Raw genomic sequence first — 26962 nt, forward strand, 5'->3', positions numbered from 1 at the left:
TCGCACGCAATCGGTCGCGAATGGCGACCAGTCCGTGCCCCTCTGTCTGAAGCCTGAGAGACTCGCGCCCCGTAACTCTGTCGGCAGCGCTTACACCTTCGGCGCGGGGGCAGGCCCCGACTTTCCAGAGTGTCTTTCCCGTCTACGGTTCTTTTGCCTGAGAGATTTCGGGCGATTTCCCCTTCGGCGACAGCTCTCGCTGCTCTCTCCCGCAAACAGGTAGGGCTCGCAAAAGCCCTCGACTCGTTATCCATAGCCCGTCAACGACAGATTGTCACCTGCCGGCGACGTGTTGCCGACAGTCTTCGCCAACCAGGCTGTTTGCTGGGCAAGACACGGCCGATATCACTGGGATTGCGAGGCTGTGCGGGCCGGCCCAGCTCTTGACGACGAGGCAAGGCCGCATGGGCAATGCCTGGCTCGGTAGCAGCGTGCCGATTGCGATCAGATCCCGCCATACCAGTCGTAGCCGTTGTCTTCCCAATAACCGCCACGTCCCGCTCCTACGGCGGCGAAGCCGTCGACCAGCTCGATCTTGTAGAGATATTTCGGCATCTTGTAGCCGAGCTGGCGCTCGACCCGGACACGCAGCGGCGCGCCGTTCTCGACCGGCAGCGGCTTGCCGTTGACGCCGTAGGCCAGGATCGTTTGCGGGTGGCGGGCGTCGATGAGGTCGATGCTGCCGTAATATTTGATGTCGCCCGAAAGGCTGCGGTCGATCGTGTCCAGGCAATGGAACATGACGTAGCGCGCCTCGGGTTTGACCACCGCCTGGTCGAGCACCAGCGACAGCGGCGTGCCGGTCCATTTGGCGATACAGCTCCAGCCTTCGACACAATCATGGCGGGTGATCTGCGTTCGGCTCGGCATGTTCATGAGCTGCTCGCGGGTCAGCGACAGCGGCTTTTCGACCAGACCCGAAACCTCCAGTCGCCAGTCGGCGAAGTTGTTGGCGAGCAGGGCCTTGTAGGTATCGTCGTCGGGTGACGTCACGCCGTTGGGGCGCATCGGCTGACGAATATCGGCTTCAGTGAACTCCGGCGCCAGCGAATCGCGGCCCGCGAGCAGACGTTGCGCGCGGTGTGTGAGATCGTTGGCGTTTTCGAGGAAGCTGCGCAGGCCGTCGCCCACGCCGAGCTGGCTGTCGAAGGCATCGCAGCCTGAAAGCGTGATGCCGGAAAGTCCAAGGCTGGCCGCGGTCAGGAATTTCCTGCGATTGATCTCGAATTTTGCCATGTCAGGCGCTCCTTTCGGAGGATTTTGCGTCATGATGCGTCGGCGGATCGGTCCGGTACCATCCGGTGACGATCGAGCGCAGTTCGTTGATCGGACCGGCGGCGACAATCATCAGAATATGGATGATGAAGAAACCAACGAGCAGCACCATGACGGTGAAATGGATGGTGCGCGCCGTCTGCCGGCCGCCGAGCAGGTCGTTGAGGAACGGCAGCACCGAATTCATGCTTGGCGACATTGCGAGCCCGGTGAGGATCATCAGCGGCAACAGCACGAACAGCACGCCGCCATAGGCCATTTTCTGCAGCGTGTTGTATTCGCGCGTGTGGTGGAACTTCAGCCTGGCGTGATTGGCGATATCTTGCGGCAGGCGCCTGAGATCGTCCAGGCGAGGGGCGAGGTCACGTCTGATGTGGCCGTTGACCAGGCTGGCGACCAGCCACACAAGCAGCGTCGTCGTCAGCACCCAGGCGAAGAAGAAATGCACCACGCGGGCCGTGCCCAGATCGTAATAGGAGGGGATGGTCGCCCAGGATGGAAAGGCGCGGGGCGTCTCTTGTCCCGCCGGCCCGGACCAGCCGAGCACGCCAGTGGTGTCGAAGCGGTGTCCGAGGATTTCGGTATAGCCGCGCGGCCCGGCATTCGTGTTCTCGGCGCCGATAGCGAAGACGGTGTTGTTGTAGTCGAAGCCGGACTGCTTGCCGAGATAGAGCTGCGGACGGGCGTTGAAGATCTGGAGGCCGGAAAGCAGCATGAAGAACAGCGAGATGGCCCACAGCCAGTGCGTCAGCCGCGTCCAGGCCGATTGCCGGTAGATCAATGTCGTGGCCTTCGTAGCGTCACTGTCCGCGCTGGCGGCGGGTTGGTTCATGGCAACCGATTCCATCTGGTCTCGCTTCCTGGCCGTTCCATCCGGCGCGGCCGCTGTCTGCATCATTCTCCTCCTGATACGTCGCCAGCCAAGCCGATGTTTCATCGATCACGAAAATATCAGATCGAAGCTCAAGGGCCGCCCAGGCTGACGGCGAGATTGACGGCGGCGGCGACGATGACCGTGTTGAAGAAGAACGACAGGATCGAATGAACAAGCACGACGCGGCGCATGTGGGTTGTCGAGATGTTGGTGTCGGCGGTCTGCGCCGTCATGCCGATGACCGTCGAGAAGTACAGAAAATCCCAGCCTTCCGGCCGTTTGTCGCCGGGGAACAGCAAGCCGCCGACCGGGATTTTCTTCTTCGTTCCGGCATCGACCAGGTCGCCGTCCATCCAGTACACATGCGCATAGTGCAATGCCGCCATGGCGTGGATGGTGAACCAGCCTAGGGGAATTGACAGCAGCGCGAAGCCGAGCTCCATCGCGTTCGAACTGCCTTTCTGGTTGATCAACTGGAACAGTGCGGCGATGGCAACGCCGACGACGACCAGCGTGACGGCGAAGATGACCAGCACAGGCTGGTCGGTGTCACGCGCATTCTTGCTGAGATAGATGCCGGTGAATTTGGGCATCTGGGCGACAACCAGCGTGACATAGGCGGCAAAAAAGGCGTTGGCGCCGATCGAATAAGCGAGCGGCGCGTGAAGCAGCAACGCCAGCAGAAGCGCAAAGACGCCGACACAAGCCGACACCGCGAACAGCATGTGCCGGTGCATGGGCGTGCTGGAGGGGATTTCGGCGGCCATGATGGTTCCGAATGGCGCTGGGCTTCTACTGCGGTGTGGCGGATTTTAGAGCGCGCCGCAGGATGCGGTCGAGTTCGCCGAGAAACCGTGAGCGGTCTTGCGGTGCGAAGCTCGCATTGTAGCCCTTGCTTTCGCCGGTCTCGCGCAGATGCTGCTTCAAGTCGCGCATTGCCACCGCCATGCCGATCGTTTCCGGCGTGAATGGACGTCCGGTCGGCCCCAATACATGGGCCCCGAGCGCCACCGTGCGTGCGGCCAGTGGAATGTCCGCGGTCACCACGATGTCGTTGGGTTTTGCGTTTTCCACGATCCAGTCGTCGGCGGCGTCGGCACTCTTGGACACGACGACATTGCGGATCATGGGGTCGCGGGAGGGGCGCAGGCCGCCATTGGAAACATAGGTGACGACGACGCCGTGGCGCTCGGCAACTTTCTCGACTTCGGCTTTGACCGGGCAAGCGTCTGCGTCGACGAGGATGGCGGGTGCGGGCATTGTCTCTCCAAATGAGCATGGGGCCGGCAACCCGTCCGGCCCCATGCCTCAAATCTCATGGTCGTCAGGCCGGAAGCGCTCCCGACCTCTTGGCGGTCCAGGTGGCGATATAGTCCATCAGGCCGGGGTTGAGGCAGTCATAAGGTTCGAGGCCGATCGATTTCAGTTGGCCGCGAATGCCGTCCATGCGGCTCGGGTCGACACCGGATTCGATGATCGAGGAGACAAAGGCGGTAAAGCCCGGCGGCGACCAGCCATCCTCCTCGAAGCGCTCGGGATGGATGAAGGACAGGCCCTTGAACGGATGGTCGCGCTCGACGGGTCCATACATGTGGACGCCGCAGCCGGTGCAGGCATGGCGCTGGATCAACGCGCTCGGGTCCACCACCTTCAGCTTGTCGCCGTTCTCGGCGACGGTGACGTCGCCGGTACCGGCTACCGCCACCACCGAGAACACCGCCCCTTCGGGCTTCCAGCATTTGGTGCAGCCGCAAGCGTGGTTGTGGGCGATCTGGCCCTTGACCTTCACCTTGACCGGATTGCTGGTACAGGCGCAGACCAGCGTGCCGCCGGTAAAGCTCGCACTCTCCCTGGGCAGACCATTGTCGATTTTCGGATGCAGTTTTTCCGCCATGCTTTTCTCCTCCCATTTTTGGCCACAGAGGTCGCGGGCCCGTTGCCCGCGGCGTGTGGCCGCCCTCAGTAAACCACGACACTCCTGATCGACTTGCCCTCATGCATGAGGTCGAACCCCTTGTTGATGTCCTCGAGCTTGAGCGTGTGGGTGATCATCGGGTCGATCTCGATCTTGCCGTCCATGTACCAGTCGACGATCCTGGGCACGTCGGTGCGGCCGCGCGCGCCGCCGAAGGCGGTGCCCATCCAGGTCCGCCCGGTGACCAGCTGGAAGGGCCGCGTCGAGATCTCCTGGCCGGCGCCCGCGACGCCGATGACCACCGACTTGCCCCAGCCGCGATGCGAAGCCTCCAGCGCCTGGCGCATCACCTTGGTGTTGCCGGTGCAGTCGAACGTATAGTCGGCGCCGCCGATCTGGTCGGCGCCGCGCTTGGTCATGTTGACGAGATGGGGAACGATGTCGCCGTCGATCTCCTTCGGATTGACGAAATGCGTCATGCCGAAGCGCTCGCCCCAGGCTCGTCTGTCGTTGTTGAGATCGACGCCGATGATCATGTCGGCGCCGGCAAGTTTCAGGCCCTGGATGACGTTGAGCCCGATGCCGCCGAGGCCGAAGACCACCGCGGTCGCGCCTTGCTCGACCTTGGCGGTGTTGATGACCGCGCCCACGCCGGTGGTCACCCCGCAGCCGATGTAGCAGATCTTGTCGAAGGGCGCGTCGGGATTGACTTTGGCCACGGCGATCTCCGGCAGCACCGTAAAGTTGGAGAAGGTCGAGCAGCCCATATAGTGAAACAGTTTTTCGCCCCCGATCGAGAAGCGCGAGGTGCCGTCCGGCATCAGGCCTTGCCCCTGCGTGGCGCGGATGGCGGTGCACAGATTGGTCTTGCGCGACAAACACGACGGGCACTGCCGGCATTCGGGCGTATAGAGCGGGATCACATGGTCGCCCTTTTTGACCGAGGTGACGCCCTTGCCGACATCGACCACCACGCCGGCGCCCTCATGGCCGAGAATGGCGGGAAACAGGCCCTCGGGATCGGCGCCCGACAGCGTGAACTCGTCGGTGTGGCAGATGCCGGTCGCCTTGATCTCGACCAGCACCTCGCCCTCGCGCGGGCCGTCGAGGTCGACCTCCATGATCTCAAGCGGCTTTCCGGCAGCAACGGCAACGGCGGCGCGGGTTTTCATCTGGCAATCCTCCAACGCAATTTTGCGCTCAGGCTTTCAGGTTTTGGCCTGCTCATCAACCGCCAGATGAGACGAAATATCGGCTTTCTTGACGCAGGTAGCACACCCTTGACCGCAGGCGTTCGCGCCACGCACACGGTACTTGAGACATGGCGACATAATCCATAGAACTGGACCGTCCGCCGGAGGGGAATTTGCCCGCATGTTCACCAAAATCCTGATCGCCAACCGTGGCGAGATAGCCTGCCGCGTCATCAAGACCGCGCGCAAGATGGGCATCGCCACGGTCGCTGTCTATTCCGACGCCGATCGCGATGCCGTGCATGTCGAGATGGCCGACGAGGCGGTGCATATCGGACCGTCGCCAGCCGCGCAGAGCTATCTCGTGCCCGAGAAAATCATCGCGGCGTGCAAGGCGACCGGCGCTCAGGCCGTGCATCCCGGCTATGGCTTCCTGTCCGAGCGCGCATCATTCTGCGAGGCGCTGGAGAAGGAGGGCATCGTCTTCATCGGGCCGAAGCCGAAGGCCATCAAGGCGATGGGCGACAAAATCGAATCGAAGAAATTCGCCAACGCCGCCAATGTTTCGACGGTTCCCGGCTGGCTCGGCGTCATCGGGAACGCCGACCACGCGGAGAAGATCGCCGGAGAGATCGGCTATCCCGTGATGATCAAGGCCTCGGCCGGCGGCGGCGGCAAGGGCATGCGCATCGCTTGGAACCAGGCCGAGGTGCGCGACGGCTTCGACCGCGCGCGCTCGGAGGCCAAGAGCTCGTTCGGCGACGACCGCGTCTTCATCGAGAAGTTCATCGTCGATCCACGCCACATCGAGATCCAGGTGCTGGCCGACGCGCATGGCAACGCGCTCTATCTCGGCGAGCGCGAATGCTCGATCCAGCGCCGCAACCAGAAGGTGGCCGAGGAGGCGCCATCGCCTTTCCTCGATGCCAGGACGCGCAAGGCCATGGGCGAGCAGTCGGTGGCGCTGGCCAGGGCCGTCGACTACCAGAGCGCCGGCACGGTGGAATTCATCGTCGACGCTGAGAAAAACTTCTATTTCCTTGAAATGAATACACGATTGCAGGTCGAGCATCCGGTGACCGAGCTTGTCACCGGTATCGATCTGGTCGAGCAGATGATCCGTGTGGCCGCCGGCGAGAAGCTCGCCTTGAAGCAAAGCGACGTGAAACTGAATGGCTGGGCGGTGGAGAGCCGGCTCTATGCCGAGGATCCGTATCGCAACTTCCTGCCGTCGATCGGCCGCCTGACGCGCTATCGACCGCCGCATGAAGGGCAAGTCGGCGACGTCATCATCCGCAACGACACCGGCGTCACCGAGGGATCGGAGATTTCGATGTTCTACGACCCGATGATTGCCAAGCTGTGCACCTGGGCGCCGACCCGGCTGGAGGCAATCGACGCGATGTCCGAAGCGTTGGACAGTTTTGTCGTCGACGGTATCGAGCACAACATCCCGTTCCTGGCGGCGCTCATGCAGCATCCGCGCTGGCGGGAAGGGCGGATTTCGACCGGATTCATCGCGGAGGAATATCCCGACGGCTTTGCGCCGATCCTGCCCGATCATGACGACAAGGCCGTGTTGGCGGCGGTCGCCACCGTGGTCGAATTGCTGCGCCGCGACCGACTCGACCGGCTGGGCGGGCGCTTGGCGCCGCATTCGGGAGCACTCAAGCGCGACTGGGTGGTGAAGATTGGCAGGGACTATCTGTCCGCGTCCATCCTGGAGGGCATAATCTCCATTCCGATGGAAGTCGACTTGTCCATCGAGGGCGGCAAGCCGCTGACGGTTTCGTCGGCCTGGCGGCCGGGCGAACTGGTCTGGCGCGGCAGCGTCGGCGGGCACGAAATGGTGGCGCAACTGCGCCCCGCGCCGAACGGCCTTCGCATCGCCTGGAAAGGGCTTTCGGTGACGGCGCGCGCCATGCTGCCGCGCATTGCCGCGCTGGAAAGGCTGATGCCGGAAAAGCTGGCGCCCGACACCTCCAACCTGCTGCTATGTCCCATGCCCGGCCTCGTCGTGTCGATCGCCGTCGCCGAGGGTCAGGAGGTCAAGGCCGGCGAGACGCTGGCCGTCGTCGAGGCGATGAAGATGGAGAACGTGCTGCGCGCCGAGCGCGATCTCGTGGTGGCGAAACTCAACGTCAAGCCGGGCGACAGCCTGGCCGTCGACGCGGTGATCATGGAATTCGCCTGAAGCGGGGGCGGCCGGAAGCCTGTGGCCGATGTTCGTTTGTGCTGGACTGGCACAGCCCGGTGCCGGACAATACATCTTGATCGACTCAAGTCCTTCGGGAAACGCGAAAAACCATGGCGGATGACAGACTTCCACGCGACCCCTTGCTGCGCGAAGCGGCAGTGAAGGCGGCGGCGCCAGAAGCGCCGGCGCGTCCTTTCGTGCATCTTCGCGTCCACTCGGCCTATTCGCTGCTGGAAGGCGCGCTCCAACTCGGCAAGATCGTCGGCCATGCGGTCAAGGACGAGTGTCCGGCAATCGCGGTCACCGACACCAACAATCTGTTCGGCGCGCTCGAATTCGCGCAGAAGGCGGTGAAGGACGGCATCCAGCCGATCATCGGCTGCCAGATCGCGCTCGCCTTTTCCGGCGAGAACGTCGACGGCCAGCGCGACCGCCGGCGGCAGGGGCCCGAGATGCGGCCAGTCGTGCTTATCGCGGCGACCGAAGCCGGCTATTCCAATCTGGTCAGGCTGGTAAGCCGCGTCTATCTGGAGACGCCGCCCGGCGAAGCCGTGCATCTGACCAGCGAGATGCTGGAGGGCCAGACCGACGGGTTGATCTGCCTCAGCGGCGGTCCCCGCGGCCCTATCGGCGCGGCTCTGAAGGAGGATCGACGCGATCTCGCGGAGACCCGGCTGTCGACCCTGAAAGCCCTGTTCGGCGATCGGCTCTATGTCGAACTGGAACGAGTTTCCGGTTACGACCGGCTGATAGAACATTCCACGATCGATCTCGCCTATGCCCACGAATTGCCGCTCGTCGCCACCAACGAGGCGTTCTTCTCCTCGCGCGACGATTATGACGCGCATGATGCGCTGATCGCCATAGCGGAGGGCTCGGTCGTCGCCGTGGACAATCGCCGCCGGCTTTCACCGGATAACTTCCTGCGTAGCCAGGCTGAGATGGCAGCGTTGTTCGCCGATCTGCCGGAAGCGATCGACAACACGGTCGAGATCGCGTTGCGCTGCTCCTACTATCCGAAAACCCGCAGCCCGATCCTGCCGCGCTTTACCGGCGGCGACGCGTCGGACAAGGACGCAGCCGAGAAGGCCGAGGCCGCCGAACTTGCCCGCCAGGCGCGTGAAGGGCTGGAGGCCCGGCTTGCCGCGCACGGACCGACGCCGGGCTATACGGTCGAGCAATACCGCGAGAGGCTCGAGTTCGAGCTCGGCATCATCGAGAAGATGAAATTCCCAGGCTACTTCCTGATCGTTGCCGACTTCATCAAATGGGCCAAGTCGCAAGGCATTCCAGTCGGGCCGGGGCGCGGCTCGGGTGCGGGCTCGCTGGTCGCCTATTCCACCACCATCACCGACATCGATCCGCTGCGTTTCTCGCTGCTGTTCGAGCGCTTCCTCAATCCGGACCGCGTGTCGATGCCCGATTTCGACATCGACTTCTGCCAGGACCGCCGCGAAGAGGTGATCCGCTATGTCCAGCAGAAATATGGACGCGACCAGGTCGGCCAGATCATCACCTTTGGAACGCTGCAAGCCCGCGCGGTGCTGCGCGACGTCGGTCGCGTGCTGCAGATGCCTTACGGCCAGGTCGACAAGCTGTCCAAGATGGTGCCGCAGAACCCGGCCAATCCGGTAAAACTGGCGGACGCCATCGCCAACGAGCCGCGTTTTGCCGAGGAGGCCGAAAAGGAGCCGATCGTCCAGACGCTGCTCGACATGGCACAGAAGCTGGAAGGGCTTTATCGCCATGCGTCGACGCACGCCGCCGGCATCGTCATCGGCGACCGGCCGCTGTCGGAGCTGGTGCCGATGTACCGCGATCCTCGTTCGGACATGCCGGTCACCCAGTTCAACATGAAATATGTCGAACAGGCCGGGCTGGTGAAGTTCGACTTTCTCGGCCTGAAGACGCTGACCGTGCTGGAGACGGCGGTGAAGCTGATACGCCGCCGCGGCATCGATATCGACCTGGCGACGATCCCGCTCGACGATCCCGAAACCTACGCCATGCTGTCGCGCGGCGAAGTGGTCGGGGTGTTCCAGGTGGAAAGTGCCGGCATGCGCAAGGCGCTGATCGGCATGCGGCCCGACTGCATCGAGGACATCATCGCGCTGGTCGCGCTCTACCGGCCGGGACCGATGGAGAACATCCCGACCTACAACGCCAGGAAGCACGGCGAGGAGGAGATGGCCTCGATCCATCCCAAGATCGACCATCTGGTGAAGGAGACGCAAGGCGTCATCGTCTACCAGGAACAGGTGATGCAGATCGCGCAGGAGTTGTCCGGCTATTCGCTGGGCGAAGCCGACCTTTTGCGCCGCGCCATGGGCAAGAAGATCCGCGCCGAGATGGACAAGCAGCGTGAGCGCTTCGTCTCGGGCGCCGTCGAACGCGGCGTGGCCAAGCCGCAGGCCGACTTCATCTTCGACCTGCTTGCCAAGTTCGCCGACTACGGCTTCAACAAGTCGCACGCGGCCGCATACGCCGTCGTCTCCTACCAGACCGCCTATCTCAAGGCGCATTATCCGGTCGAGTTCCTGGCGGCGTCGATGACGCTCGACATGGGAAACACCGACAAGCTCGCGGATTTCCGCCAGGATGCGCTGCGCCTCGGCATCGAGGTGGTGGCGCCGTCGGTGATGACAAGCTTTCGTCCCTTCGAGGTCGGGGAGAACCGCATCTACTATTCGATGGCCGCGCTCAAGGGCGTCGGGGACGCGGCGGTCGAGCATATCGTCGCCATGCGCGGCGAAAAGCCGTTCAAGAGCCTGGCCGATTTCTGCGAAAGGGTCGATCCGAAAATCGTCGGCAAGCGCGTCTTCGAAAGCCTGATCATGGCTGGAGCGCTGGACTGTTTCGGCCATGACCGCGCTGCGATGATGGCTGGCGTCGAGCGGATGATGGGGCTGGCATCGCTGGCGCAACAGAACGCCGTCTCTGGTCAAGCCGATATCTTCGGCGCATCCCTGGGGGCGCAGTCGCAGGCGCTCAACCTGCCGGTGACGGAACCGTGGCTCGCCGCCGACCGCCTGCACCGCGAATTCCAGGTGGTCGGTTTCTATCTCTCCGCCCATCCGCTGGACGAGTACAAGGCGGCGCTGCAGAAGATGCGGGTGCAGAACTGGGCGGAGTTTTCGGCCGCGGTCAAGCGCGGTGCCACCGCAGGGCGCCTCGCCGGCACCGTGACCACCAAGCAGGAGCGCAAGACGCGGACCGGCAACAAGATGGGCGTGGTGCAGTTCTCGGACACGTCCGGCCAGTATGAGGCGGTGCTGTTTTCCGAAGGATTGGCGCAGTATCGCGACATGCTGGAGCCGGGCCGCTCCGTGGTCATCACCGTGGCGGCGGAGGACAGGCCGGAGGGCGTCAACCTGCGCATCCAGACAGTGCAGTCGCTTGAGGACGAGGCCAGCCGCATCCAGAAGGCACTGCGCATCTTCGTCAGAAACGATGCGCCTGCCTCGATCATTCAATCGCAGCTTACCCAGCGTGGTGAAAGTCAGGTGAGCATCATCGTTATCAAGGAAGAAGCGCAGGGCGAGGTGGAGATTGCCCTGCAGGGGGGCTACCGCGTCTCGCCGCAAATCGCCTCGGCGATGCGCGCCGTGCCAGGCGTGGTCGAAGTGGAGCTGGTGTGATCGCCCCTTCCGGGGACTGGTGGCAATCCGCCGGGCGGCATCCGCCGCTCAAGTCACCGCAATTGCCATGAAGACGAAAGACAGCGACGGATTGCAGGACCGTTCCACAATGGCGTGGCTGCGCGACACGCTGCGCAAGCTCTACCACGGCCGCACGCCGGCGGCTTTTCGGTTTCAGCTGGTTGCGGTCATCATCGACCTGGCCATCATTGCCTTCTTCATCGCCACGCCCGTCATCCAGCAGTCGGCCTCATTCCTGTGGCTCGACTATGCGGTGGCGGCTCTGGTCGCCGCCGACCTGGTTGCCAGGCTGCTTGCCTCGAACGACATGCTGCGGCTGATGAAGCAGCCGACCTCCTGGGTGGACATTTTCATCCTTTTGACGCTGCTGATGCCGACGGCGCTGGCCAATCTCGGCTTTCTGCGCATTCTGCGGCTGTGGTCGCTGTCGCGCAGCGGTTCGCTCTGGCGGCATTTCGAGATGCAGGGCCTGCGGCCCTGGCGCGAAGCGAGCCACGCGGTGATCAATCTCTTGACGTTCCTCTTCGTGATCACCGGTTTCGTCTACACTTTCTTCTTCCGCAGCGGAGCGGGGCTGGAAAGCTACATCGACGCGCTTTACTTCACCGTCGCGACGGTGACCACGACCGGGTTCGGCGACATCGTGCTGCCGGGAATGGCGGGGAAACTGACGGCGATCGTGACCATGATCATCGGCATATCGCTGTTCGTCAGGCTGGCGCAGGCGATCTTCCGACCGGCCAAGGTGTTCTTTCCCTGTCCGCAATGCGGCCTGCAACGGCACGAGCCGGACGCCGTTCACTGCAAGGCCTGCGGCCACCTCCTCAACATACCCGACAATGGTGATTGAGGGGCGATTGAGGCGCGCTACGATGCCGCCGCTTGCGCCGGCTTTGGCTGCCGGCGCTGCAGGTTGAGCATATTGCCCATCAGGATCAGCAATGCCCCGCCTGCGGTGAAGGCGTCGATCTGCTCCTGGTAGAGCAGCCAGCCGATCAATGCCGACAGCGGCACGCGCAGGAAATCCATCGGCGAAATGACGGTGGCATCGGCATAGCTCAGCGCCCAGGCCATGCAGAAATGCGACGACATGCCGGTGAAGGCGATCAGCAGGATCCACGGCCACAGCTCGAGCGACGGGTTGCGCCATTCGTAGAGCGCCGGGACCAGGCCGAGCACCGACTGGATGATCAACATCCAGAAGATGATTCGCACAACGCTGTCGGTCCGCGTCAGCGACTTGACCAGGACCAGCGAGATGCCGAAGCACATTGCCGCGCCCAGCACGACCAGATGTCCCGGATCGACCGAGCCGACGCCTGGGCGCACGATGATCACGACACCGATCAGCCCGAGCGCCACGGCGCCGAGCTTCGGCCGGGTGAGCCTTTCGCCGAGAAAGGTGACCGCAAGGATCGCCGTCCAGATCGGCGTCGTGAATTCGATCGAGATCAGCACCGCCAAAGGGATCAGCGTCAGGGCGTAGAGCCACGCCGCCTGGCCGGTATAGTGAACCACGTTGCGCGTGACATGGGCGAGGGGGCGCCCAGTGCGCATGGCGGCAAAGCCGCCATTTTGCATGACCAGCGGCAGCAGGATGAAAAAGCCGATCACCGAGCGCAGCTCCAGCACCTGGAAAACGTTGAGCTCGGCCGTGGTGGCGCGGCCCGCGACCGACATCGCCAGGAACGAGGCGATCGACAGCGCCATCCAGAACGCGGCCTTGGGGATGGAAGGGGTGGGTGCCATTTCCGCTATGTCGCAGGCCGTGGCTTTTGCCGCAACCGCTAGCAGCCGCATTCTTCTGGGCCAGCCGGATGTTGCAAAACAGTCATGTTGAAGGCGGAACCTGGCACGGCAGGGGGCGTTGAGTTCCGAATATCGGAAGTGCTTCGCAGGTGCCTTTCAATGTCGATAGGAGAATTTCGATGAGATCATTTGCGCAATTTGCGCTTGCTGGCTGCCTGTTGGTCACGGCAGGCGCGGCACATGCCGACGAGTCCAGATTTCTCCAGTCGTTCAAGGGCAATTTCACCGGCAAGGGCATTGTCAAGGTGACTACCGACGCGCCGACGGTGAATGTGTCCTGCACGTTCAGGTCAAACGCGACGTCGACCTCATTGTCGCTCGATGGCAATTGCCGAGGGCTTATCGTGGTGACGCGCGCCATCAGCGCGGACCTGAGGACTGCCGGAGCGAAATATAGCGGCACTTATGTCGGGTCTCGTACCGGGCCTGCGCAATTGAACGGCACCCGTTCGGGCAACGCGATCAATCTCGGCATCCATTGGGCCAAGGAGGTCAATGGTGACCGAAAGGCGCAGATGAAGGTCGAGAAACGAGGCGAGAACGGCATGCGGCTGACGGTGATCGACACTGATCCGAAAACCGGCAAGAGCATGGTGACAAGCAGGATCGACCTGCAGCGCACCTAAATCTCGACAGCTGATATCCATTATCAGTCTTCCAGCGGCTCTGGCGGGTGGGTGTCGCGGCCTTTGCCGAACGTATAGCCGGTTTCCACCGCCTTGCGGCCGAACTTGTCGCGCAGCGCGTCGATGGCGCTTTCGGCCATGGCCCGCTTGCGCGACTGGATATCGACCAGATCGGGCGGATCGGCCTTGTCATCGGCGGAAAGATCGCTGACGCCGATGCCGAGCAGCCGGTATTTGGTGCCGTCGGTTTCCTTGCGCAGCAGCTCGACCCCGGTCGAAAAGATACGGTCGGCGAGCCGGGTCGGGTCGCCGAGCTGGCGGTTGCGGGTGCGGATCTTGAAATCCTGCGTCTTCAGCTTGAGCACCACCGTGCGCCCGGCGATGCCGGATTTCTTCAGCCGCGCCGAGACCTTTTCCGAAAGGCCCCGCAGCACCGAGACCAGCTCGTCCAGCGAAGCGATATCGGTGTCGAAAGTGGTTTCGGCCGATACGCTCTTGGCGTCCTGGTCGGGATCGACGCGGCGGACGTCCTCGCCGCGCGAGAGCCGGTAAAGCCGGTCGCCCATCACGCCATAGCGGCGCATGAGGTCGCCACGGTCCATCTTCTGGAGCTGGCCGATGGTGCGGATGCCGTCCTGTTCGAGCGTGGCGTTGAATGCCTTGCCGACCCCCCAGATCATGCTCACCGGCTGTGCGGCGAGGAAACCCACGGCTTCCGCTTCGCCGATGACCGAGAAGCCGCGCGGTTTGCGGAAATCCGACGCCACCTTAGCCAGGAACTTGCAGTAGGACAGACCTGACGAAACGGTGATGCCGATCTCCTTCTCGACGGCCAGCGCGAAACGGGCCAGCACCACCGCCGGCGGCAGGCCGTGCAGCCGTTCGGTTCCGGCAAGGTCGAGAAACGCCTCGTCGATCGAGAGCGGCTCGACCAGCGGCGTCAGCGCCTGCATCATGGCGCGCACCTCGCGCCCGACGACCACGTATTTTTCCATATTGGGCGGGATAACCACCGCTTCGGGGCAAGCCTCGAGCGCCTTGAACATGGGCATGGCGGAACGCACGCCCCTTATCCGGGCGATGTAGCAGGCGGTGGAGACGACGCCGCGCTTGCCGCCGCCGATGATCAGCGGCTTGTCCTTCAGCGCCGGGTTGTCGCGTTTTTCGATTGCCGCATAGAAAGCGTCGCAGTCGATATGGGCCAGATGCAGCCGGTACAGCTCGGGATGACGGGCAAGCCTGGGGCTGCCGCATCGCTCGCAGCGCCTGGCGTCGCTGCGCTGAAAGGCCAGGCAGTCGCGGCAGAAACCGTGATCAGGATTATTGACAGGAGCCGCCATCGCTGCGAACATAAAGAGAACAAACACAATGGTACGACAGTGCAAGGCTAGCGACAAGCTTGGCCTGGGGAGAACGCATGAGCACGACCATAGTGCCGCTGGCGCCTGAGCTCTGGCCTGAATTCGAAGATCTCTTCGGCAAGCAGGGCGCCTGCTACGGCTGCTGGTGCACGCATTTCCGGCTGGCGCCGGCGGCTCGTCGCGAAAGCAGCCGCGAACGCAACAAAGACCACATCAGGGCGCGCATCGAAGCAGGCCCGCCACCGGGCATGCTGGCGTTCGAGGACGGCAAGGCAGTCGGCTGGATGCAGATCGGGCCGCGCGCCGACGTGCCCGAGTGGAACAACCGGGGCCGGGGCTCGGCTCCGGTCGATCCCGCGGACGCATCGGATCCGAGCGTCTGGGCAATTTCCTGTTTCTTCATCCGCGCCAAGGCACGGGGCCGGGGCATCAGCCATCGCCTGGTCGAAGGCGGCATCGATTTCGCCCGCAGGAACGGCGCGCGAATGGTGGAAGCCTGCCCGATAGACCTGTCGAAGGATTCACGCTCCATCGGGCTGTTCGTGGGCTCGTCGCGCGTGTTCGAGAAGGCCGGGTTCGAGCGGCTCCTGGAACGCAAGGCGGGCCGGCCGTTGATGCGGCTGGTGCTGGAGCCGAGCGCCTGAACTTCGCCGTCTTGCAGTTGTGACGGTCTTTCCCTACCAGAAGTAGGAGACGATTTTGCCTTTTCGACCAAACGGAGAATTCTACGTGAACCGGATGTTGCCAATCGCCTTTACCGCGCTTCTGCTCAGCGCGCCCGCTTTCGGCCAGAGCGTCGACAGCCAGGGTGCGAAGCAGCTATCCGAGAACCTGTCCCGCTATGTCGGCAAACAGGCCCTCGACAAGGGCATCCTGAAGGTCTCGGTCGAAGGCGGCGCCTACAAGATCATGTTCGATTTCAAGGCGCTCGCCGGCACCTTGCCCGACCAGAAGCTGTTGAAATTCGACTTTGCGCCCTACGCCCTGCTGGTCAAGCCGCGCAGCGACGGGACCTGGGATGTCTCGATGGATCTTTCGCACAGCGCCTCCTTCGAGTTCAACGGGCCGCAGGGGCTGCAGAGCACGCAATTTTCTATCAAGGACGGCAAGGGTTCCGGTGTCTACGACCCCAATCTGGCGGCCTTTACCAGCGGCACCAGTTCGATGGCGGGCATGACGATGGTGTCGCAAGATGCCAAGCAGCACATGGAAGTCAGCGCCGACGGCGGCACCGCGACCATGGCCGCCACCAAGGCTGCCAATGGCGGGGTCGATTTCACGTTTTCGCAAAAAGTGTCGAACTTTGTCGAGGCGATCAAATTCGACGATGCCGAAAGCGGACTGAAATTCCCGGTCACCGTCAAATCACCGGAACTGTCGGTGGAGGCCAAAGGCAAGGGCGTGCAGACCAAGCCGCTGCTCGATCTCGTGGCATTTGCCGTCGCCAATGAGAACGAAGCCTCGCTGAAACCCAACCAGGCGCAGCTCAAATCGCTTCTGCTCGCCGCGCTTCCGGTGTGGGAGCGCATCGACGGGACATACGGGTTCAAGGATTTCGCGGTCGAGAGCCCGGTCGGCACGTTCGGCGCGGCGCAGCTCAGCACCGCCTTCGGAATGGATGGCGTCGCCCAGAGCGGTACGATCGGCTACGGGATCAAGGCGTCGGGGTTGACCGTGCCGCAGCAGCTTCTGCCGAGCTGGAGCATGGCGCTGCTGCCGACCGATATCGACCTGAACTTCGGCGGCGCCAATATCGATCTCGACAGCATGGCGAAGAAGGCAATCGAAGCCTTTGATCTTAACAAGAACCCGCCGCTGTCGGCCGAATTCGGAGAGCAGCTCAAAACCGACTTCATGGCCAAGACGCCGAAGGTCGTCATTGGCCATAGCACCATCAAGAACAAGGATACCGAAATCGCCTTGGAAGGCGAAATGACGTTTCCTGGAGAGAAGCCGGAAGCCAATGTGACGGTGGACGTCGCCGGCTTCGACAAGATCGTCGAAGGCCTGCAGGAAGCGGCGAAATCGGAACCGGAGGTGGCGCAGTACGTCCCTGTGGCCCTGATGGTGAAAGGGTTCGGCAAGACCTTGACGGACGGCCGTATGGAATGGGTCGTCAACGCCAAGCCGGACGGTTCGGTCATTGTCAACGGCGTCATGCTGAAGCCGGCCGCCCCTGCCGAGGACGACAGCATTGACGATGGCGGCGACGAGACGGACCAGGCGGATCCGACACCGTAGCCACTCGGCTCACCAAAGCGCGTCGCCTTCGAAGGGATTGGCGCGACGCGCCTCAAGCCTTCGTTTTATGCTTGTCGCTCAAACCGGGCGACAAGAGTCAGACTTCGCTCGACCTGGCGATCGGGGCGCCGCCTTGGGATCGTCACTCATATGGAATGCTCGTGGTTATCGTCGCCCAGCGGCAGCGCGCGCAACGCCTTGCCGACGGAGGCCGGTGGCGTGCCGGTTTCCTCGGCAAAACGCAGCAATGTGGGTTCGTGGGCGAGAACGAACTGCAGCACACCGGCCAGAAATCCCGGCTCGCCGGCAGCTTTGCGGATCGAATGCGCCTCGATGCCGGTGATGGCCAGGAAGCGAGGCAGCAGTTCGGGATCAGAGGCGACGAAGGCCAGAGCCTTCACGGCAATGGTTTCGGCCTCTTCGCGCATTGACGCTGCGTTTGCCATCATTACCTTTCAGGGTATGCGGAATGTGAGTCTCTTCCGCAGTAATGGCAAGCGTCGCTTGCGGCAAGTCGTTACCTCTTCAGTGCGGGACCCGAGGTGGAAACGGAGCAGCTTTTCTCGCCGCAGGTTTCCGTTTCGTCAATCATATTGCCGTAGAGTCGACTAGGGTTTGGTGCGTCCCGGAAGGGCGCATAACGGCCGCCTTCGAGCGGAACAGCGGCCGGGACGGGATATCGATGCCTAAGAAGGTCATGATCGTCGAGGACAATGAGCTCAACATGAAGCTCTTTCGGGACCTCATCGAAGCAAGCGGTTACGAGACAGTTCGCACCCGCAACGGTCTGGAAGCGCTCGATCTGGCGCGTCAGCACCGGCCGGATCTCATTTTGATGGACATCCAGTTGCCTGAAGTGTCTGGGCTGGAGGTGACGAAATGGCTGAAGGAAGACGACGACCTGCACGTCATCCCGGTCATTGCCGTCACTGCCTTCGCGATGAAGGGCGACGAGGAGCGCATCCGCCAGGGCGGCTGCGAGGCTTACATCTCCAAGCCGATCTCGGTGCCGCGCTTCATCGAAACCATCAAGTCTTACCTGGGTGATTCCTGATGCACCTTGCCGCCAAAGCCGGAGCCTTGTGAAATGACCGCTCGGATTCTCGTCGTCGACGACATCCCTGCCAATGTCAGGCTGCTGGAGGTTCGGCTGCTGGCCGAATATTTCGAGGTGTTGACCGCCACCAACGGCCCGGATGCGATCGAGACCTGCGAGAACGGTAAAGTCGACGTCGTGCTGCTCGACGTCATGATGCCAGACATGGACGGCTTCGAGGTCTGCCGCCGCCTGAAGAGCGATCCGGCGACGTCGCATATTCCAGTGGTGATGATCACCGCACTCGACCAGGTTTCCGACAGGGTGCGCGGGCTTGAGGTCGGCGCCGACGATTTCCTGACCAAACCCGTCAACGACCTGCAACTGATGACGCGCGTCAAGAGCCTCGTCAGGCTGAAGTCGCTGACCGACGAGTTGCGGCTGCGCGCTTCGACCACGCGCAACATCGGCATCGAAGAGTTGCTCAGCCGCAATTTCGCCTCCGAAGACACGACGCCGAAAGTGCTTCTGATCGATGAGCGCAAATCGTCGATCGAGCGCGTCCAGAAGATGCTGCGCGACTGTGCTGACCTGGATGTCGCCAGCGATCCGCATGCCGGCTTCTTCCAGGCGGCGGAGACGCCCTATGAATGCGTGATGATCTCGACGAGCTTCGCCGATTTCGATCCGCTTCGGCTCTGCTCGCAACTGCGCTCGCTCGATCGCACACGCTTCCTGCCGATCATCCTGCTGGCGGAGGAGGGCGAGGAGGAGCGCATCATCCGTGGTCTCGAACTCGGCATCAACGACTATCTGATGCGGCCTATCGACCAGCAGGAACTGACGGCGCGGTTGCGCACCCAGGTGCGCCGCAAGCGCTACAACGACCAATTGCGCGCCAGCGTGACGCAGACGATCGAAATGGCGGTGACCGACGGGCTGACCGGGCTGCACAACCGCCGCTATCTCGACAGCCATCTCCAGACGCTGTTCGACCGCGCCGTGGCGCGGCGTCGGCCGCTGTCGGTGATGATCACCGACCTCGATCGCTTCAAGTCGATTAACGACACGCACGGCCATGACGGTGGCGACGAGGTGCTGCGGGAATTCGCGCGGCGGCTGCGCAAGAACGTGCGCGGCATCGATCTGGCCTGCCGGTTCGGCGGTGAGGAGTTCGTAGTGGTCATGCCTGACACCGATGGAGCGATCGCCGAAAAGGTGGCCGAACGCATCCGCGCCGAAATCGCCCAGATGCCGTTCGTCATCGGGCCTGACGGCAAGGCCATCGAGGTCACCGTCAGCGTCGGCGTGTCGTCGGTGCTGAAGGGGGTGGATACGGTGGCGGCGCTGATGAAACGCGCCGATCTGGCGCTCTATGAAGCCAAGAGCGGTGGCCGCAACCGCGTCGTCGCCAAGGCTGCCTGACGGACCGGGTAAGAGTATCCGTCAATCCGGCAAGGTTACCCATTTACCTTAATCCAAGCGATTCACGAGGCTTGGTTAAGAAACTGTTGATTTTCATAAGCTCTTGCGCAAATGTGCGGCCACAGACAGAGCGACGCCGGCACGAGGACAGACAGCCGGGTCGATCAAAAAATACCCCATGATGCTCAGGTCCGCCGCATCTCCTGGGTCCGTGGGGTCGGCCGGCCGGCGCTGGCACATAGTGGCCTCCTCGTACCGCTGCCAAACGCCGACCGGCCCCCTTTCAAAATAGCATCAGGATTCTGCGCCAAGCTCCGGATATCAGGAGCTTTTTGCGCACAGGATATCGACAGCATTTGGACTGTAAAAGGCGAGCCACGATGTGAAGAGCTGCGGCGCACGCTCTCTTGCCCTCCGGCAGAGGGCGTTGCTCCTCACTTCATACATATGGCGCCCAAGGGGCTTGCTTCAAGCCCGGGTTCCTCCCGTAAAACCGCGGCCCTAGCCAATGGGAGCGGAGTGACGGGAATGCGTGCACCGACAGATGGATCGCGTCGAAATCATGCGGTGATTGTCGCCGGGGGCGGCCCGACAGGATTGATGCTGGCAGGCGAACTCGCATTGGCGGGCATCGACGTCGCCATTGTCGAGCGGCGCCCGACCCAGCAGCTGATTGGCTTGCGCGCGGGTGGCCTGCACGCACGCACAATCGAGGTGCTCGACCAGCGCGGGATCGCCGACCGGTTCCTCTGCCAGGGGCGATGCTTCCCGACCGTCGGCTTCCACATGATCCGTTTGGACATCAGCGACTTTCCCAGCCGGCACAACTATCTGCTGGCGCTGCGGCAAAACCACATCGAGCGGATATTGGCCGACTGGATCAGCGAATTGGGGGTGCCGATCCATCGCGGACAGGAAGTCACGGATTTCATGCAGGACGACAGTGGCGTGGATGTGGGGCTTTCCGATGGCCGACGGATGAAGGCGCAGTACCTCGTCGGATGCGACGGTGGACGCAGCACGATCCGCAAGGCGGCGGGCATCGAATTCGCTGGATGGGATCCGACGATGAGCTGGATGATCGCCGAGGTCGAGATGTCGGAAGAACCGCCATTGGGCTTTCGCAGCGACGCCCACGGAACCCATGCGATAGGCAAGATCGAGGACGGCGACCGGTTGGGCATCGTGCTGACCGAGAAACGACTGATCATCGGTGGTGAACCGACATTGGACGATCTCCGCGAGGCGCTCACCGTTATCTATGGCACCGATTTCGGCGTCCACAGTCCGACCTGGCTCTCTCGTTTCACCGATATGACGCGCCAGGCTGCCGCTTACCGCGACAGACGTGTCCTGCTGGCCGGCGACGCTGCGCATATCCATCCCCCAATGGGCGGACAGGGCCTCAACATCGGCGTGCAGGACGCGGTCAACCTGGGTTGGAAGCTGGCCCAGGTCGTCAAACGGGCATCACCGGACAGTCTGCTCGACAGCTACCATGCCGAGCGCCATCCGGTCGCCGCCCGCGTGTTGCGCAACACGATGGCGCAGGTCGCGCTTCGCCGCATGGATGACCGCACCAAAGCCTTGGGCGACACCATCGCCGAACTGCTCGCCATGGATGAACCACGCAAACGAATCGCCGCAGAGATGTCCGGCCTGGGTGTCCACTACGACCTCGGGGAGGGGCACGCGCTGCTTGGGTGGCGAATACCCGACCTCGATCTGCTCACCGCCAGCGGGCCGGTGCGGCTGTTTACCTTGCTGCACCATGCCCGACCGGTGCTGATCAACCTCGGCACGCCCGGCAGACTTGACATCAAGCCGTGGGCGGATCGGGTCCAGCAGGTCGACGCCGTGTACGACGGCGACTGGGAGCTGCCAGTTCTCGGGGCCGTCGCCGGGCCCGACGCGGTGCTGATCCGCCCCGACGGGTACGTGGCATGGGTTGGTTCCGGAAGCCAACAGGGACTGGCCGATGCGCTGACCACCTGGTTCGGGCCGCGCGTTGATGTGGCGTAGCAGGGTCGAGGCCGGCCTGGCGCATCGCCCGCAGACGCGTGCTTGTCATGCGTTGCGAGCTTTTACGGTGTTAGGTCTCCTGACATCCCGTTGACAGGAGGTACCATCTGTGCAGAAATTGGTTGGACCATTGGACCACTTGGAACGCGCGTGGATCAAAACAGCCTGCCACCTATTCAGACGACGGCGCGTGACGACGCCGTGCTGAAGGCGTTGGTAGGCTTTGTTCGTGCCGAGGCCCTCCAGCCGGGCGAGCGGCTGCCAACGGAACGCATCCTGGCCGAGCGGCTGAAGGTCAGCCGCAACACGGTGCGCGAGGCGCTGACGCGCTGGGAAGGGCTCGGGCTGGTCGAGCGCCGGCAAGGCAGCGGCACCTATCTCAAGGCAGCCGTTTCGCCGGACATGTTGCATCTGCCGCTGACGCTTGCGGGCGGCAACGACTTCACCAGCCTGATGCAGACGCTTGAAATCCGTCGCGCGCTGGAGGCGGAAGCCGCCGCCCTTTGCGCCGAACGCGCGAGCCAGACCGATATCGCCGAAATCGAGCGCAAGCTCGACATCATGGAGCAGGCGTTCCGCACGCGCGAGGGCATGTCTTCGGAAGAGGACTGGGAGTTCCACCAGGCGATCTACAGGGTTTCCGGCAACCCGCTGTTCGAACAGATCATCGCCGCCATGCACGAATTGTTCCACCGCTTCTGGGAGCATCCGCTGGGCGTGCGCGATTTCGGCCACGCCAGTTTTCCCTATCATCGGACCATTTACGAGCGCATCGCCGCGCGCGACCCGCACGGCGCCCGCGCCGAAGCGCTCAAGCTGATCGCCACCGTCGAGGACGATCTCAAGCGCGGCGCCGCCAAACTCAAACTTTCGAGCCAGACATGAACGAGCATCCCTCAGGTTTCGATCACGACTATCTTGCCGAGGCGGCGACGCTTCTGGCGCATGACGAACCTTTCCCCGGTGGGGCGGTGGTGCCGCCGATCTACCAGACATCGCTGTTCACCTTCGCCAACTATGCCGAGATGGCGGATACTTTTGCCGGCAAACGGAAGCAGCCGATCTATTCGCGCGGCGACAATCCGACGGTGATGGAGTTCGAGGCACGCGTCGCCGCGCTCGAGGGCGCCGAGGCCGCGCGCGGCTTTTCCAGCGGCATGGCGGCGATCAGCGCCACGGTGCTCGCCTTCGTCGGCGCCGGCGAGCGCATCGTTGCGGTGCGCAATTGCTATGGTGATGCCTATCGGCTGTTCGAGCGGCTTTTGCCGCGGCTCAACATCAGGGTCGACTATGTCGACGGCTCCGATCCGGATGCGGTGGCGGCGGCCCTTCCGGGCGCCAGGCTGCTCTATCTGGAGAGCCCGACCTCGATGATGTTCGAGTTGCAGGACTTGGCTCACCTGACCCGGCTGGCGAAGGAGCAGGGCATCGTCACCACGATCGACAATTCCTGGGCGACACCGGTGTTCCAGAAGCCGATCACGCATGGCGTCGATCTGGTGCTGCATTCGGCTTCGAAATATCTCGGCGGCCATAGCGATACGGTCGCCGGCGTGGTGGCAGGCTCGGCCGCCCACATCAAGCACATCAACGAGCAGACCTATTCCTATCTCGGCGGCAAGCTTTCGCCCTTCGAGGCCTGGCTCTTGCTGCGCGGGCTGCGCACGCTGCCGCTGCGCCTGCCGCATCACATGAAGAGCGGGCTTGCCATCGCCGAGCGGCTGAAGGCGCATGGCAACGTCGAGCGCGTCAACCACCCCGCCTATTCGAACCATCCGGGCAAGGCGACGCTTGCTGGTTACGCGGGGTTGTTCTCCTTCGAGGTCACCGAGGATATCGACATCCCCGTCTTCGTCGATGCGTTGAAATATTTCCGCATCGGCGTGAGCTGGGGCGGCCATGAGAGCCTGGTCGTGCCGGCCAAGGCGTCGCTGGAGCAGACGCCGGGACTGAATTCGATGGCGCGCTTCGGCGTCAGCCCCCGAACAATCCGCTTCAATGTCGGATTGGAAAGTGTCGAGGACCTGTGGGCCGACGTGGCGCAGGCCTTCGAAAAAGCCAGAAAATAACGAGCCGCTTCAAAATGGGAGTCTTGAAGATGAAAAAACTGACCGTCATGCTTGCCACAGCCGCGGGATTGGCGATTTCCGCCGGAAACGCGCTGGCCGATTCGACCCTGAAAATGGTCGAAGTCATCACCAGCCCGCCGCGCACGGAGTTCCTGAAGAAGCAGATCGCCGAATTCGAAAAGGCCAATCCCGGCATCAAGGTCGAGCTGGTCTCGCTGCCCTGGGGCCAAGCTTTCGAAAAGTTCCTGACCATGGTGCAGGCAGGCGATACGCCCGACGTGGTCGAGATGCCGGAACGTTGGATGGGCCTCTACGCCAACAACGCCCAGCTCGAGGATCTCGGCCCGTACATGGCCAAGTGGGACGACGCCAAGACGCTCGGCGAGCGCGCCAAGCAGTTCGGCTCGACCGTCAACAACACCCAGTTCATGATCCCTTACGGCTACTATGTGAACGCGCTGTTCTGGAACAAGAAGCTGTTCAAGGAAGCCGGCCTCGACGGCCCGCCGGCCACGCTCGACGAGTTCGTCGCCGATTCCAAGAAGATCTCGGCGTTGCCCGGCAAATACGGCTACTGCCTGCGCGGCGGGCCCGGCGCCTTCAACGGTATGCACATGTTCATGAACATCGCCGCCGGCAAGGGCGGCTACTTCAACGAAGACGGCACCTCGACCATAAACGAGGAGGGCTCGGTCAAGGGCCTGCAGATGCTGGCAGACATGTACAAGCAGGGCCTGGCGCCCAAGGACGCGGTGAGCTGGGGTTTCAACGAAACCGTCACCGGCTTCTATTCCGGCACCTGCGCCATGCTCAACCAGGATCCGGATGCGCTGCTGGGTATAGCCGACAAGATGAGCGCAGACGACTTCGCCGTGGCGCCGCTGCCGGTCGGGCCGAGCGGCAAGTCCTATCCGACGCTCGGCTATGCCGGCTGGGCAATGTTCGCCAATTCGCAGCACAAGGACGACGCCTGGAAGCTGATGGCGACGCTGCTCTCGCCCAAGGACAATCTGGAATGGGCCAAGGAAGTCGGCGTCGTCCCGATCCACAACGGCGCCGACCAGGATCCGCATTTCAAGACCGAGCAGTTCAAGGGTTGGTTCACGGAGCTCAGCGACAGCGCCAAATATGAAATGGTGACGCCCCCGACGCATCTGGAGAACCTCGGCAATTTCGTCGACCAGGTGGCGATCAAGAACTTCCAGGAAGTATTGCTTGGCCAAAAGGCGGCCAAGGAGGTTGCCGACCAATGGGCCGCCTTCCTGACCAAGGAACAGCAGGACTGGATGGCGAAGAACAAGAAGTAGTTTTTTCTTCCTTCTCCCCGTTCACGGGGAGAAGGTGGCCCGATAGGGCCGGATGAGGGGCGGCGCTACGTTCTGTCAGCCTGGCGCTGCCCCTCATCTGCCTGCCGGCATCTTCTCCCCGTAAGCGGGGGAGAAGGACGCTCATTGTCCATCTCGATCCTCCTGGAGTCGCCCACAGCCAATGACTTATGCCGTGTCCGAAATACGACCCGCCGGGAGGCCGCGCCGCAAGCGGCTGACGCACGCTGCCACCGAACCCTGGTTTTATCTCAGCCCGGCGATCATCCTGCTGGTCGTGGTGCTTTTGGTGCCGCTGGTCATCGGCATCAGCTATTCGTTCCGTAAGTTTTCAGCCTTCAAGTCGGAGTATGTCGGGCTCGGCCAGTACCAGGCGATGCTGTCGGATGCCGTGCTCGGCCAGGCGCTGGTCAATACGTTGTGGTGGACGCTCTCCAGCCTGTTCTTCCAGTTCTTCCTCGGCCTTGGCCTGGCGCTGCTGCTCGACAAGCCGTTTCGGGGCCGCAAGGTGGTGCAGGCGCTGGTGTTCCTGCCCTGGGCGGTGCCGTCCTTCCTGTCGGGCCTGACATGGGCATGGCTGTTCAATCCGATCATCGGGCCGCTGCCGCACTGGCTGTTCGCGCTGGGGCTGAAGGCCGAGCCGACAAACGTTCTCTCCGATCCCTCGACCGCCATGTGGGGGCCGATCGTCGCCAATGTCTGGTTCGGCATCCCGTTCTTTGCCATCACGTTGCTGGCGGCACTGAAATCCATTCCCTCGGAACTGCATGAGGCGGCAGCGATCGACGGCGCCTCGCCCTGGCAACGCTTCACCAAGGTGACGCTGCCGTTCCTGGCGCCGACCATCGCCATCACGGTGATGCTGCGTACCATCTGGATCGCCACTTTCGCCGACCTGATCTTCGTCATGACCGAGGGCGGGCCGGCCGGGTCGACCAACACGGTGCCGGTCTACATCTATGTCAGTGCCTTCAAGTCGCTGGACAAGGGCTACGCATCGGCGGTTGCCGTGCTGCTGCTCGTCCTGCTCATTGCCTATGCGATCGCGCTGATCGCCATCCGCCGCTCCCTGGTGAGGCACGTCTGATGATTGCGGGACGCTCATCTTCGCAGCGCTTCTTCGGCGGCGTCGGGCTCTATGCGGCCATCGCGGCCTATGTGATCTTCGCCCTGTTCCCGATCTTCTGGACGCTGAAGATATCGGTTACGCCGGAACGGCTTCTCTATTCCGAAGGCATCACCTTCTGGCCGTCGCAGATGACGTTGCAGAACTTCGTCACCGTGCTCGAGGCGACCGACTTTCCGCGCTATTTCCTCAACAGCGTCATCGTCTCGGTTTCGACGGCTGCCCTGGTGACTGTCATCGCGACGCTTGCCGGCTATGCCATGTCGCGCTTCACCTTTCGCGGCAAGGCGGCACTGGCGCTGATGCTGCTTTTGACCCAGACTTTCCCGCTAGTCATGGTCATTCCACCGATCTATCGCGTGATGGGCCAGATCGGCCTGATCAACAGCCTGACCGGGCTGATCATCATCTACACCGCCTTCAATACCGCGTTTGCAACCTTCCTGATGCAGTCCTTCTTCGACGGCATACCGAAGGACCTGGAGGAGGCGGCGATGATCGACGGCTGCACACGCGCGCAGGCGATGCGCCGGGTGATCGTGCCGCTGACGCTACCCGGCATGGGCGCCACGCTCGGCTTTGTCTTCACCGCTGCCTGGAGCGAACTCCTGTTCGCGCTGATGCTGATCTCCAGCGATGACAAGAAGACCTTCGCCGTCGGCCTGCTCACCTTCATCGGCAAGTTCGCCGTCGACTGGGGGCAGATGATGGCGGCGTCGATCCTGGCGCTGATCCCGGTCTGCATCTTCTTCGGCTTCCTGCAACGCTATCTCGTCACCGGCCTCACCGCCGGCGCCGTAAAGGGATAA

The 26962-nt window shown here is 62.8% G+C and carries 23 protein-coding genes and 1 riboswitch; of the genes, 14 read left to right on the forward strand and 9 right to left on the reverse strand.

The window, feature by feature from the left end:
* Positions 1 to 135: 135 nt before the first annotated feature.
* Positions 136 to 222: riboswitch (glycine riboswitch) on the reverse strand.
* Positions 223 to 444: 222 nt separating this feature from the next.
* The 6 genes from FJ942_RS17855 to FJ942_RS17880 form a co-directional block, all read right to left on the reverse strand.
* The gene (locus FJ942_RS17855) at positions 445 to 1236 is read right to left on the reverse strand and encodes a molybdopterin-binding protein (RefSeq protein ID WP_140898428.1); all 792 of its coding nucleotides are present in this window, start codon (positions 1234 to 1236) and stop codon (positions 445 to 447) included.
* Between the two features lies 1 nt (position 1237).
* Positions 1238 to 2122 (reverse strand): cytochrome b/b6 domain-containing protein, encoded by an 885-nt coding sequence (locus FJ942_RS17860; RefSeq protein WP_140898508.1) that lies wholly within the window; start codon positions 2120 to 2122, stop codon positions 1238 to 1240.
* Positions 2123 to 2238: 116 nt separating this feature from the next.
* On the reverse strand, positions 2239 to 2916 hold the full coding sequence (locus FJ942_RS17865; RefSeq protein ID WP_140898430.1) for a DUF1345 domain-containing protein: 678 nt from the start codon (positions 2914 to 2916) through the stop codon (positions 2239 to 2241).
* A gap of 25 nt (positions 2917 to 2941) precedes the next feature.
* Positions 2942 to 3409 (reverse strand): YaiI/YqxD family protein, encoded by a 468-nt coding sequence (locus tag FJ942_RS17870; RefSeq protein ID WP_140898432.1) that lies wholly within the window; start codon positions 3407 to 3409, stop codon positions 2942 to 2944.
* A 64-nt stretch (positions 3410 to 3473) separates the two neighbouring features.
* Complete coding sequence (gene gfa, locus FJ942_RS17875; protein WP_140665063.1) at positions 3474 to 4043, reverse strand: S-(hydroxymethyl)glutathione synthase; 570 nt, start codon at positions 4041 to 4043, stop codon at positions 3474 to 3476.
* A 65-nt stretch (positions 4044 to 4108) separates the two neighbouring features.
* Positions 4109 to 5236, reverse strand: coding sequence for an S-(hydroxymethyl)glutathione dehydrogenase/class III alcohol dehydrogenase (locus FJ942_RS17880; RefSeq protein WP_140497529.1), 1128 nt, complete (start codon positions 5234 to 5236; stop codon positions 4109 to 4111).
* Positions 5237 to 5438: 202 nt separating this feature from the next.
* On the opposite strand from FJ942_RS17880, the gene FJ942_RS17885 reads away from it, so the two are divergent.
* The 3 genes from FJ942_RS17885 (at position 5439) to FJ942_RS17895 (ending at position 11963) form a co-directional block, all read left to right on the forward strand.
* Complete coding sequence (locus tag FJ942_RS17885) at positions 5439 to 7451, forward strand: acetyl/propionyl/methylcrotonyl-CoA carboxylase subunit alpha (RefSeq protein WP_140898434.1); 2013 nt, start codon at positions 5439 to 5441, stop codon at positions 7449 to 7451.
* A gap of 113 nt (positions 7452 to 7564) precedes the next feature.
* On the forward strand, positions 7565 to 11092 hold the full coding sequence (dnaE, locus tag FJ942_RS17890; protein WP_140898436.1) for a DNA polymerase III subunit alpha: 3528 nt from the start codon (positions 7565 to 7567) through the stop codon (positions 11090 to 11092).
* Between the two features lie 67 nt (positions 11093 to 11159).
* Positions 11160 to 11963 carry a potassium channel family protein gene (locus FJ942_RS17895; protein ID WP_140898438.1) on the forward strand — a complete coding sequence of 268 codons (804 nt, stop codon included), beginning with the start codon at positions 11160 to 11162 and terminating at the stop codon, positions 11961 to 11963.
* A gap of 17 nt (positions 11964 to 11980) precedes the next feature.
* Here the strand turns inward: FJ942_RS17895 and FJ942_RS17900 are convergent, their stop codons facing one another.
* On the reverse strand, positions 11981 to 12862 hold the full coding sequence (locus tag FJ942_RS17900; RefSeq protein ID WP_140501527.1) for a DMT family transporter: 882 nt from the start codon (positions 12860 to 12862) through the stop codon (positions 11981 to 11983).
* Positions 12863 to 13041: 179 nt separating this feature from the next.
* Between FJ942_RS17900 and FJ942_RS17905 the strand changes: the two genes are divergently transcribed.
* Positions 13042 to 13548: a hypothetical protein gene (locus FJ942_RS17905; RefSeq protein WP_140898440.1), complete on the forward strand. Its 507-nt coding sequence runs from the start codon at positions 13042 to 13044 to the stop codon at positions 13546 to 13548.
* 23 nt (positions 13549 to 13571) lie between these two features.
* Here the strand turns inward: FJ942_RS17905 and FJ942_RS17910 are convergent, their stop codons facing one another.
* Complete coding sequence (locus FJ942_RS17910; protein WP_140761862.1) at positions 13572 to 14900, reverse strand: DNA polymerase IV; 1329 nt, start codon at positions 14898 to 14900, stop codon at positions 13572 to 13574.
* Between the two features lie 65 nt (positions 14901 to 14965).
* On the opposite strand from FJ942_RS17910, the gene FJ942_RS17915 reads away from it, so the two are divergent.
* Both FJ942_RS17915 and FJ942_RS17920 read left to right on the forward strand, forming a co-directional pair.
* Positions 14966 to 15553 (forward strand): GNAT family N-acetyltransferase, encoded by a 588-nt coding sequence (locus FJ942_RS17915; protein WP_140518294.1) that lies wholly within the window; start codon positions 14966 to 14968, stop codon positions 15551 to 15553.
* A 94-nt stretch (positions 15554 to 15647) separates the two neighbouring features.
* Entirely contained in the window at positions 15648 to 17150 is a 1503-nt protein-coding gene (locus tag FJ942_RS17920; RefSeq protein ID WP_140898510.1) for a hypothetical protein, read from the forward strand.
* 146 nt (positions 17151 to 17296) lie between these two features.
* Here FJ942_RS17920 and FJ942_RS17925 read toward each other — a convergent pair whose 3' ends face one another.
* Positions 17297 to 17596: a DUF3572 domain-containing protein gene (locus FJ942_RS17925; protein ID WP_140501536.1), complete on the reverse strand. Its 300-nt coding sequence runs from the start codon at positions 17594 to 17596 to the stop codon at positions 17297 to 17299.
* Between the two features lie 236 nt (positions 17597 to 17832).
* Here FJ942_RS17925 and FJ942_RS17930 point away from each other — a divergent pair, with 236 nt between their 5' ends.
* The 8 genes from FJ942_RS17930 (at position 17833) to FJ942_RS17970 (ending at position 26962) form a co-directional block, all read left to right on the forward strand.
* Positions 17833 to 18204, forward strand: a complete 372-nt coding sequence (locus FJ942_RS17930; protein WP_140501538.1) for a response regulator — start codon at positions 17833 to 17835, stop codon at positions 18202 to 18204.
* Between the two features lie 33 nt (positions 18205 to 18237).
* Positions 18238 to 19611, forward strand: a complete 1374-nt coding sequence (locus tag FJ942_RS17935) for a PleD family two-component system response regulator (protein ID WP_140562440.1) — start codon at positions 18238 to 18240, stop codon at positions 19609 to 19611.
* Positions 19612 to 20139: 528 nt separating this feature from the next.
* Entirely contained in the window at positions 20140 to 21633 is a 1494-nt protein-coding gene (locus FJ942_RS17945; protein ID WP_140898443.1) for an FAD-dependent monooxygenase, read from the forward strand.
* Positions 21634 to 21783: 150 nt separating this feature from the next.
* The gene (locus FJ942_RS17950; RefSeq protein WP_140501544.1) at positions 21784 to 22518 is read left to right on the forward strand and encodes a FadR/GntR family transcriptional regulator; all 735 of its coding nucleotides are present in this window, start codon (positions 21784 to 21786) and stop codon (positions 22516 to 22518) included.
* Positions 22515 to 23702, forward strand: coding sequence for a PLP-dependent transferase (locus tag FJ942_RS17955; protein WP_140518291.1), 1188 nt, complete (start codon positions 22515 to 22517; stop codon positions 23700 to 23702). Before FJ942_RS17950 ends, FJ942_RS17955 begins: the two co-directional genes overlap by 4 nt.
* 29 nt (positions 23703 to 23731) lie before the next feature.
* Entirely contained in the window at positions 23732 to 25009 is a 1278-nt protein-coding gene (locus tag FJ942_RS17960) for a sugar ABC transporter substrate-binding protein (RefSeq protein WP_140579680.1), read from the forward strand.
* Between the two features lie 181 nt (positions 25010 to 25190).
* Positions 25191 to 26114: a sugar ABC transporter permease gene (locus FJ942_RS17965; RefSeq protein WP_140623452.1), complete on the forward strand. Its 924-nt coding sequence runs from the start codon at positions 25191 to 25193 to the stop codon at positions 26112 to 26114.
* Positions 26114 to 26962 (forward strand): carbohydrate ABC transporter permease, encoded by an 849-nt coding sequence (locus FJ942_RS17970; RefSeq protein WP_140501552.1) that lies wholly within the window; start codon positions 26114 to 26116, stop codon positions 26960 to 26962. Before FJ942_RS17965 ends, FJ942_RS17970 begins: the two co-directional genes overlap by 1 nt.

The sequence above is a fragment of the Mesorhizobium sp. B2-4-2 genome, assembly GCF_006442845.1.
GTDB lineage: Bacteria > Pseudomonadota > Alphaproteobacteria > Rhizobiales > Rhizobiaceae > Mesorhizobium.

Excerpts from the sequence above, each read along its gene's own strand:
- FJ942_RS17955 (WP_140518291.1), top strand. The coding sequence starts at position 22,515 with ATGAACGAGCATCCCTCAGGTTTCGATCACGACTATCTTGCCGAGGCG.
- FJ942_RS17865 (WP_140898430.1), bottom strand. The coding sequence starts at position 2,916 with ATGGCCGCCGAAATCCCCTCCAGCACGCCCATGCACCGGCACATGCTG.
- FJ942_RS17895 (WP_140898438.1), top strand. The coding sequence starts at position 11,160 with ATGAAGACGAAAGACAGCGACGGATTGCAGGACCGTTCCACAATGGCG.
- FJ942_RS17965 (WP_140623452.1), top strand. The coding sequence starts at position 25,191 with ATGACTTATGCCGTGTCCGAAATACGACCCGCCGGGAGGCCGCGCCGC.
- FJ942_RS17900 (WP_140501527.1), bottom strand. The coding sequence starts at position 12,862 with ATGGCACCCACCCCTTCCATCCCCAAGGCCGCGTTCTGGATGGCGCTG.
- dnaE (WP_140898436.1), top strand. The coding sequence starts at position 7,565 with ATGGCGGATGACAGACTTCCACGCGACCCCTTGCTGCGCGAAGCGGCA.
- FJ942_RS17970 (WP_140501552.1), top strand. The coding sequence starts at position 26,114 with ATGATTGCGGGACGCTCATCTTCGCAGCGCTTCTTCGGCGGCGTCGGG.
- FJ942_RS17885 (WP_140898434.1), top strand. The coding sequence starts at position 5,439 with ATGTTCACCAAAATCCTGATCGCCAACCGTGGCGAGATAGCCTGCCGC.
- FJ942_RS17880 (WP_140497529.1), bottom strand. The coding sequence starts at position 5,236 with ATGAAAACCCGCGCCGCCGTTGCCGTTGCTGCCGGAAAGCCGCTTGAG.
- FJ942_RS17930 (WP_140501538.1), top strand. The coding sequence starts at position 17,833 with ATGCCTAAGAAGGTCATGATCGTCGAGGACAATGAGCTCAACATGAAG.
- FJ942_RS17855 (WP_140898428.1), bottom strand. The coding sequence starts at position 1,236 with ATGGCAAAATTCGAGATCAATCGCAGGAAATTCCTGACCGCGGCCAGC.
- FJ942_RS17860 (WP_140898508.1), bottom strand. The coding sequence starts at position 2,122 with ATGGAATCGGTTGCCATGAACCAACCCGCCGCCAGCGCGGACAGTGAC.
- FJ942_RS17910 (WP_140761862.1), bottom strand. The coding sequence starts at position 14,900 with ATGTTCGCAGCGATGGCGGCTCCTGTCAATAATCCTGATCACGGTTTC.
- FJ942_RS17920 (WP_140898510.1), top strand. The coding sequence starts at position 15,648 with ATGTTGCCAATCGCCTTTACCGCGCTTCTGCTCAGCGCGCCCGCTTTC.
- gfa (WP_140665063.1), bottom strand. The coding sequence starts at position 4,043 with ATGGCGGAAAAACTGCATCCGAAAATCGACAATGGTCTGCCCAGGGAG.
- FJ942_RS17870 (WP_140898432.1), bottom strand. The coding sequence starts at position 3,409 with ATGCCCGCACCCGCCATCCTCGTCGACGCAGACGCTTGCCCGGTCAAA.
- FJ942_RS17945 (WP_140898443.1), top strand. The coding sequence starts at position 20,140 with ATGCGTGCACCGACAGATGGATCGCGTCGAAATCATGCGGTGATTGTC.
- FJ942_RS17905 (WP_140898440.1), top strand. The coding sequence starts at position 13,042 with ATGAGATCATTTGCGCAATTTGCGCTTGCTGGCTGCCTGTTGGTCACG.
- FJ942_RS17960 (WP_140579680.1), top strand. The coding sequence starts at position 23,732 with ATGAAAAAACTGACCGTCATGCTTGCCACAGCCGCGGGATTGGCGATT.
- FJ942_RS17925 (WP_140501536.1), bottom strand. The coding sequence starts at position 17,596 with ATGGCAAACGCAGCGTCAATGCGCGAAGAGGCCGAAACCATTGCCGTG.
- FJ942_RS17915 (WP_140518294.1), top strand. The coding sequence starts at position 14,966 with ATGAGCACGACCATAGTGCCGCTGGCGCCTGAGCTCTGGCCTGAATTC.
- FJ942_RS17935 (WP_140562440.1), top strand. The coding sequence starts at position 18,238 with ATGACCGCTCGGATTCTCGTCGTCGACGACATCCCTGCCAATGTCAGG.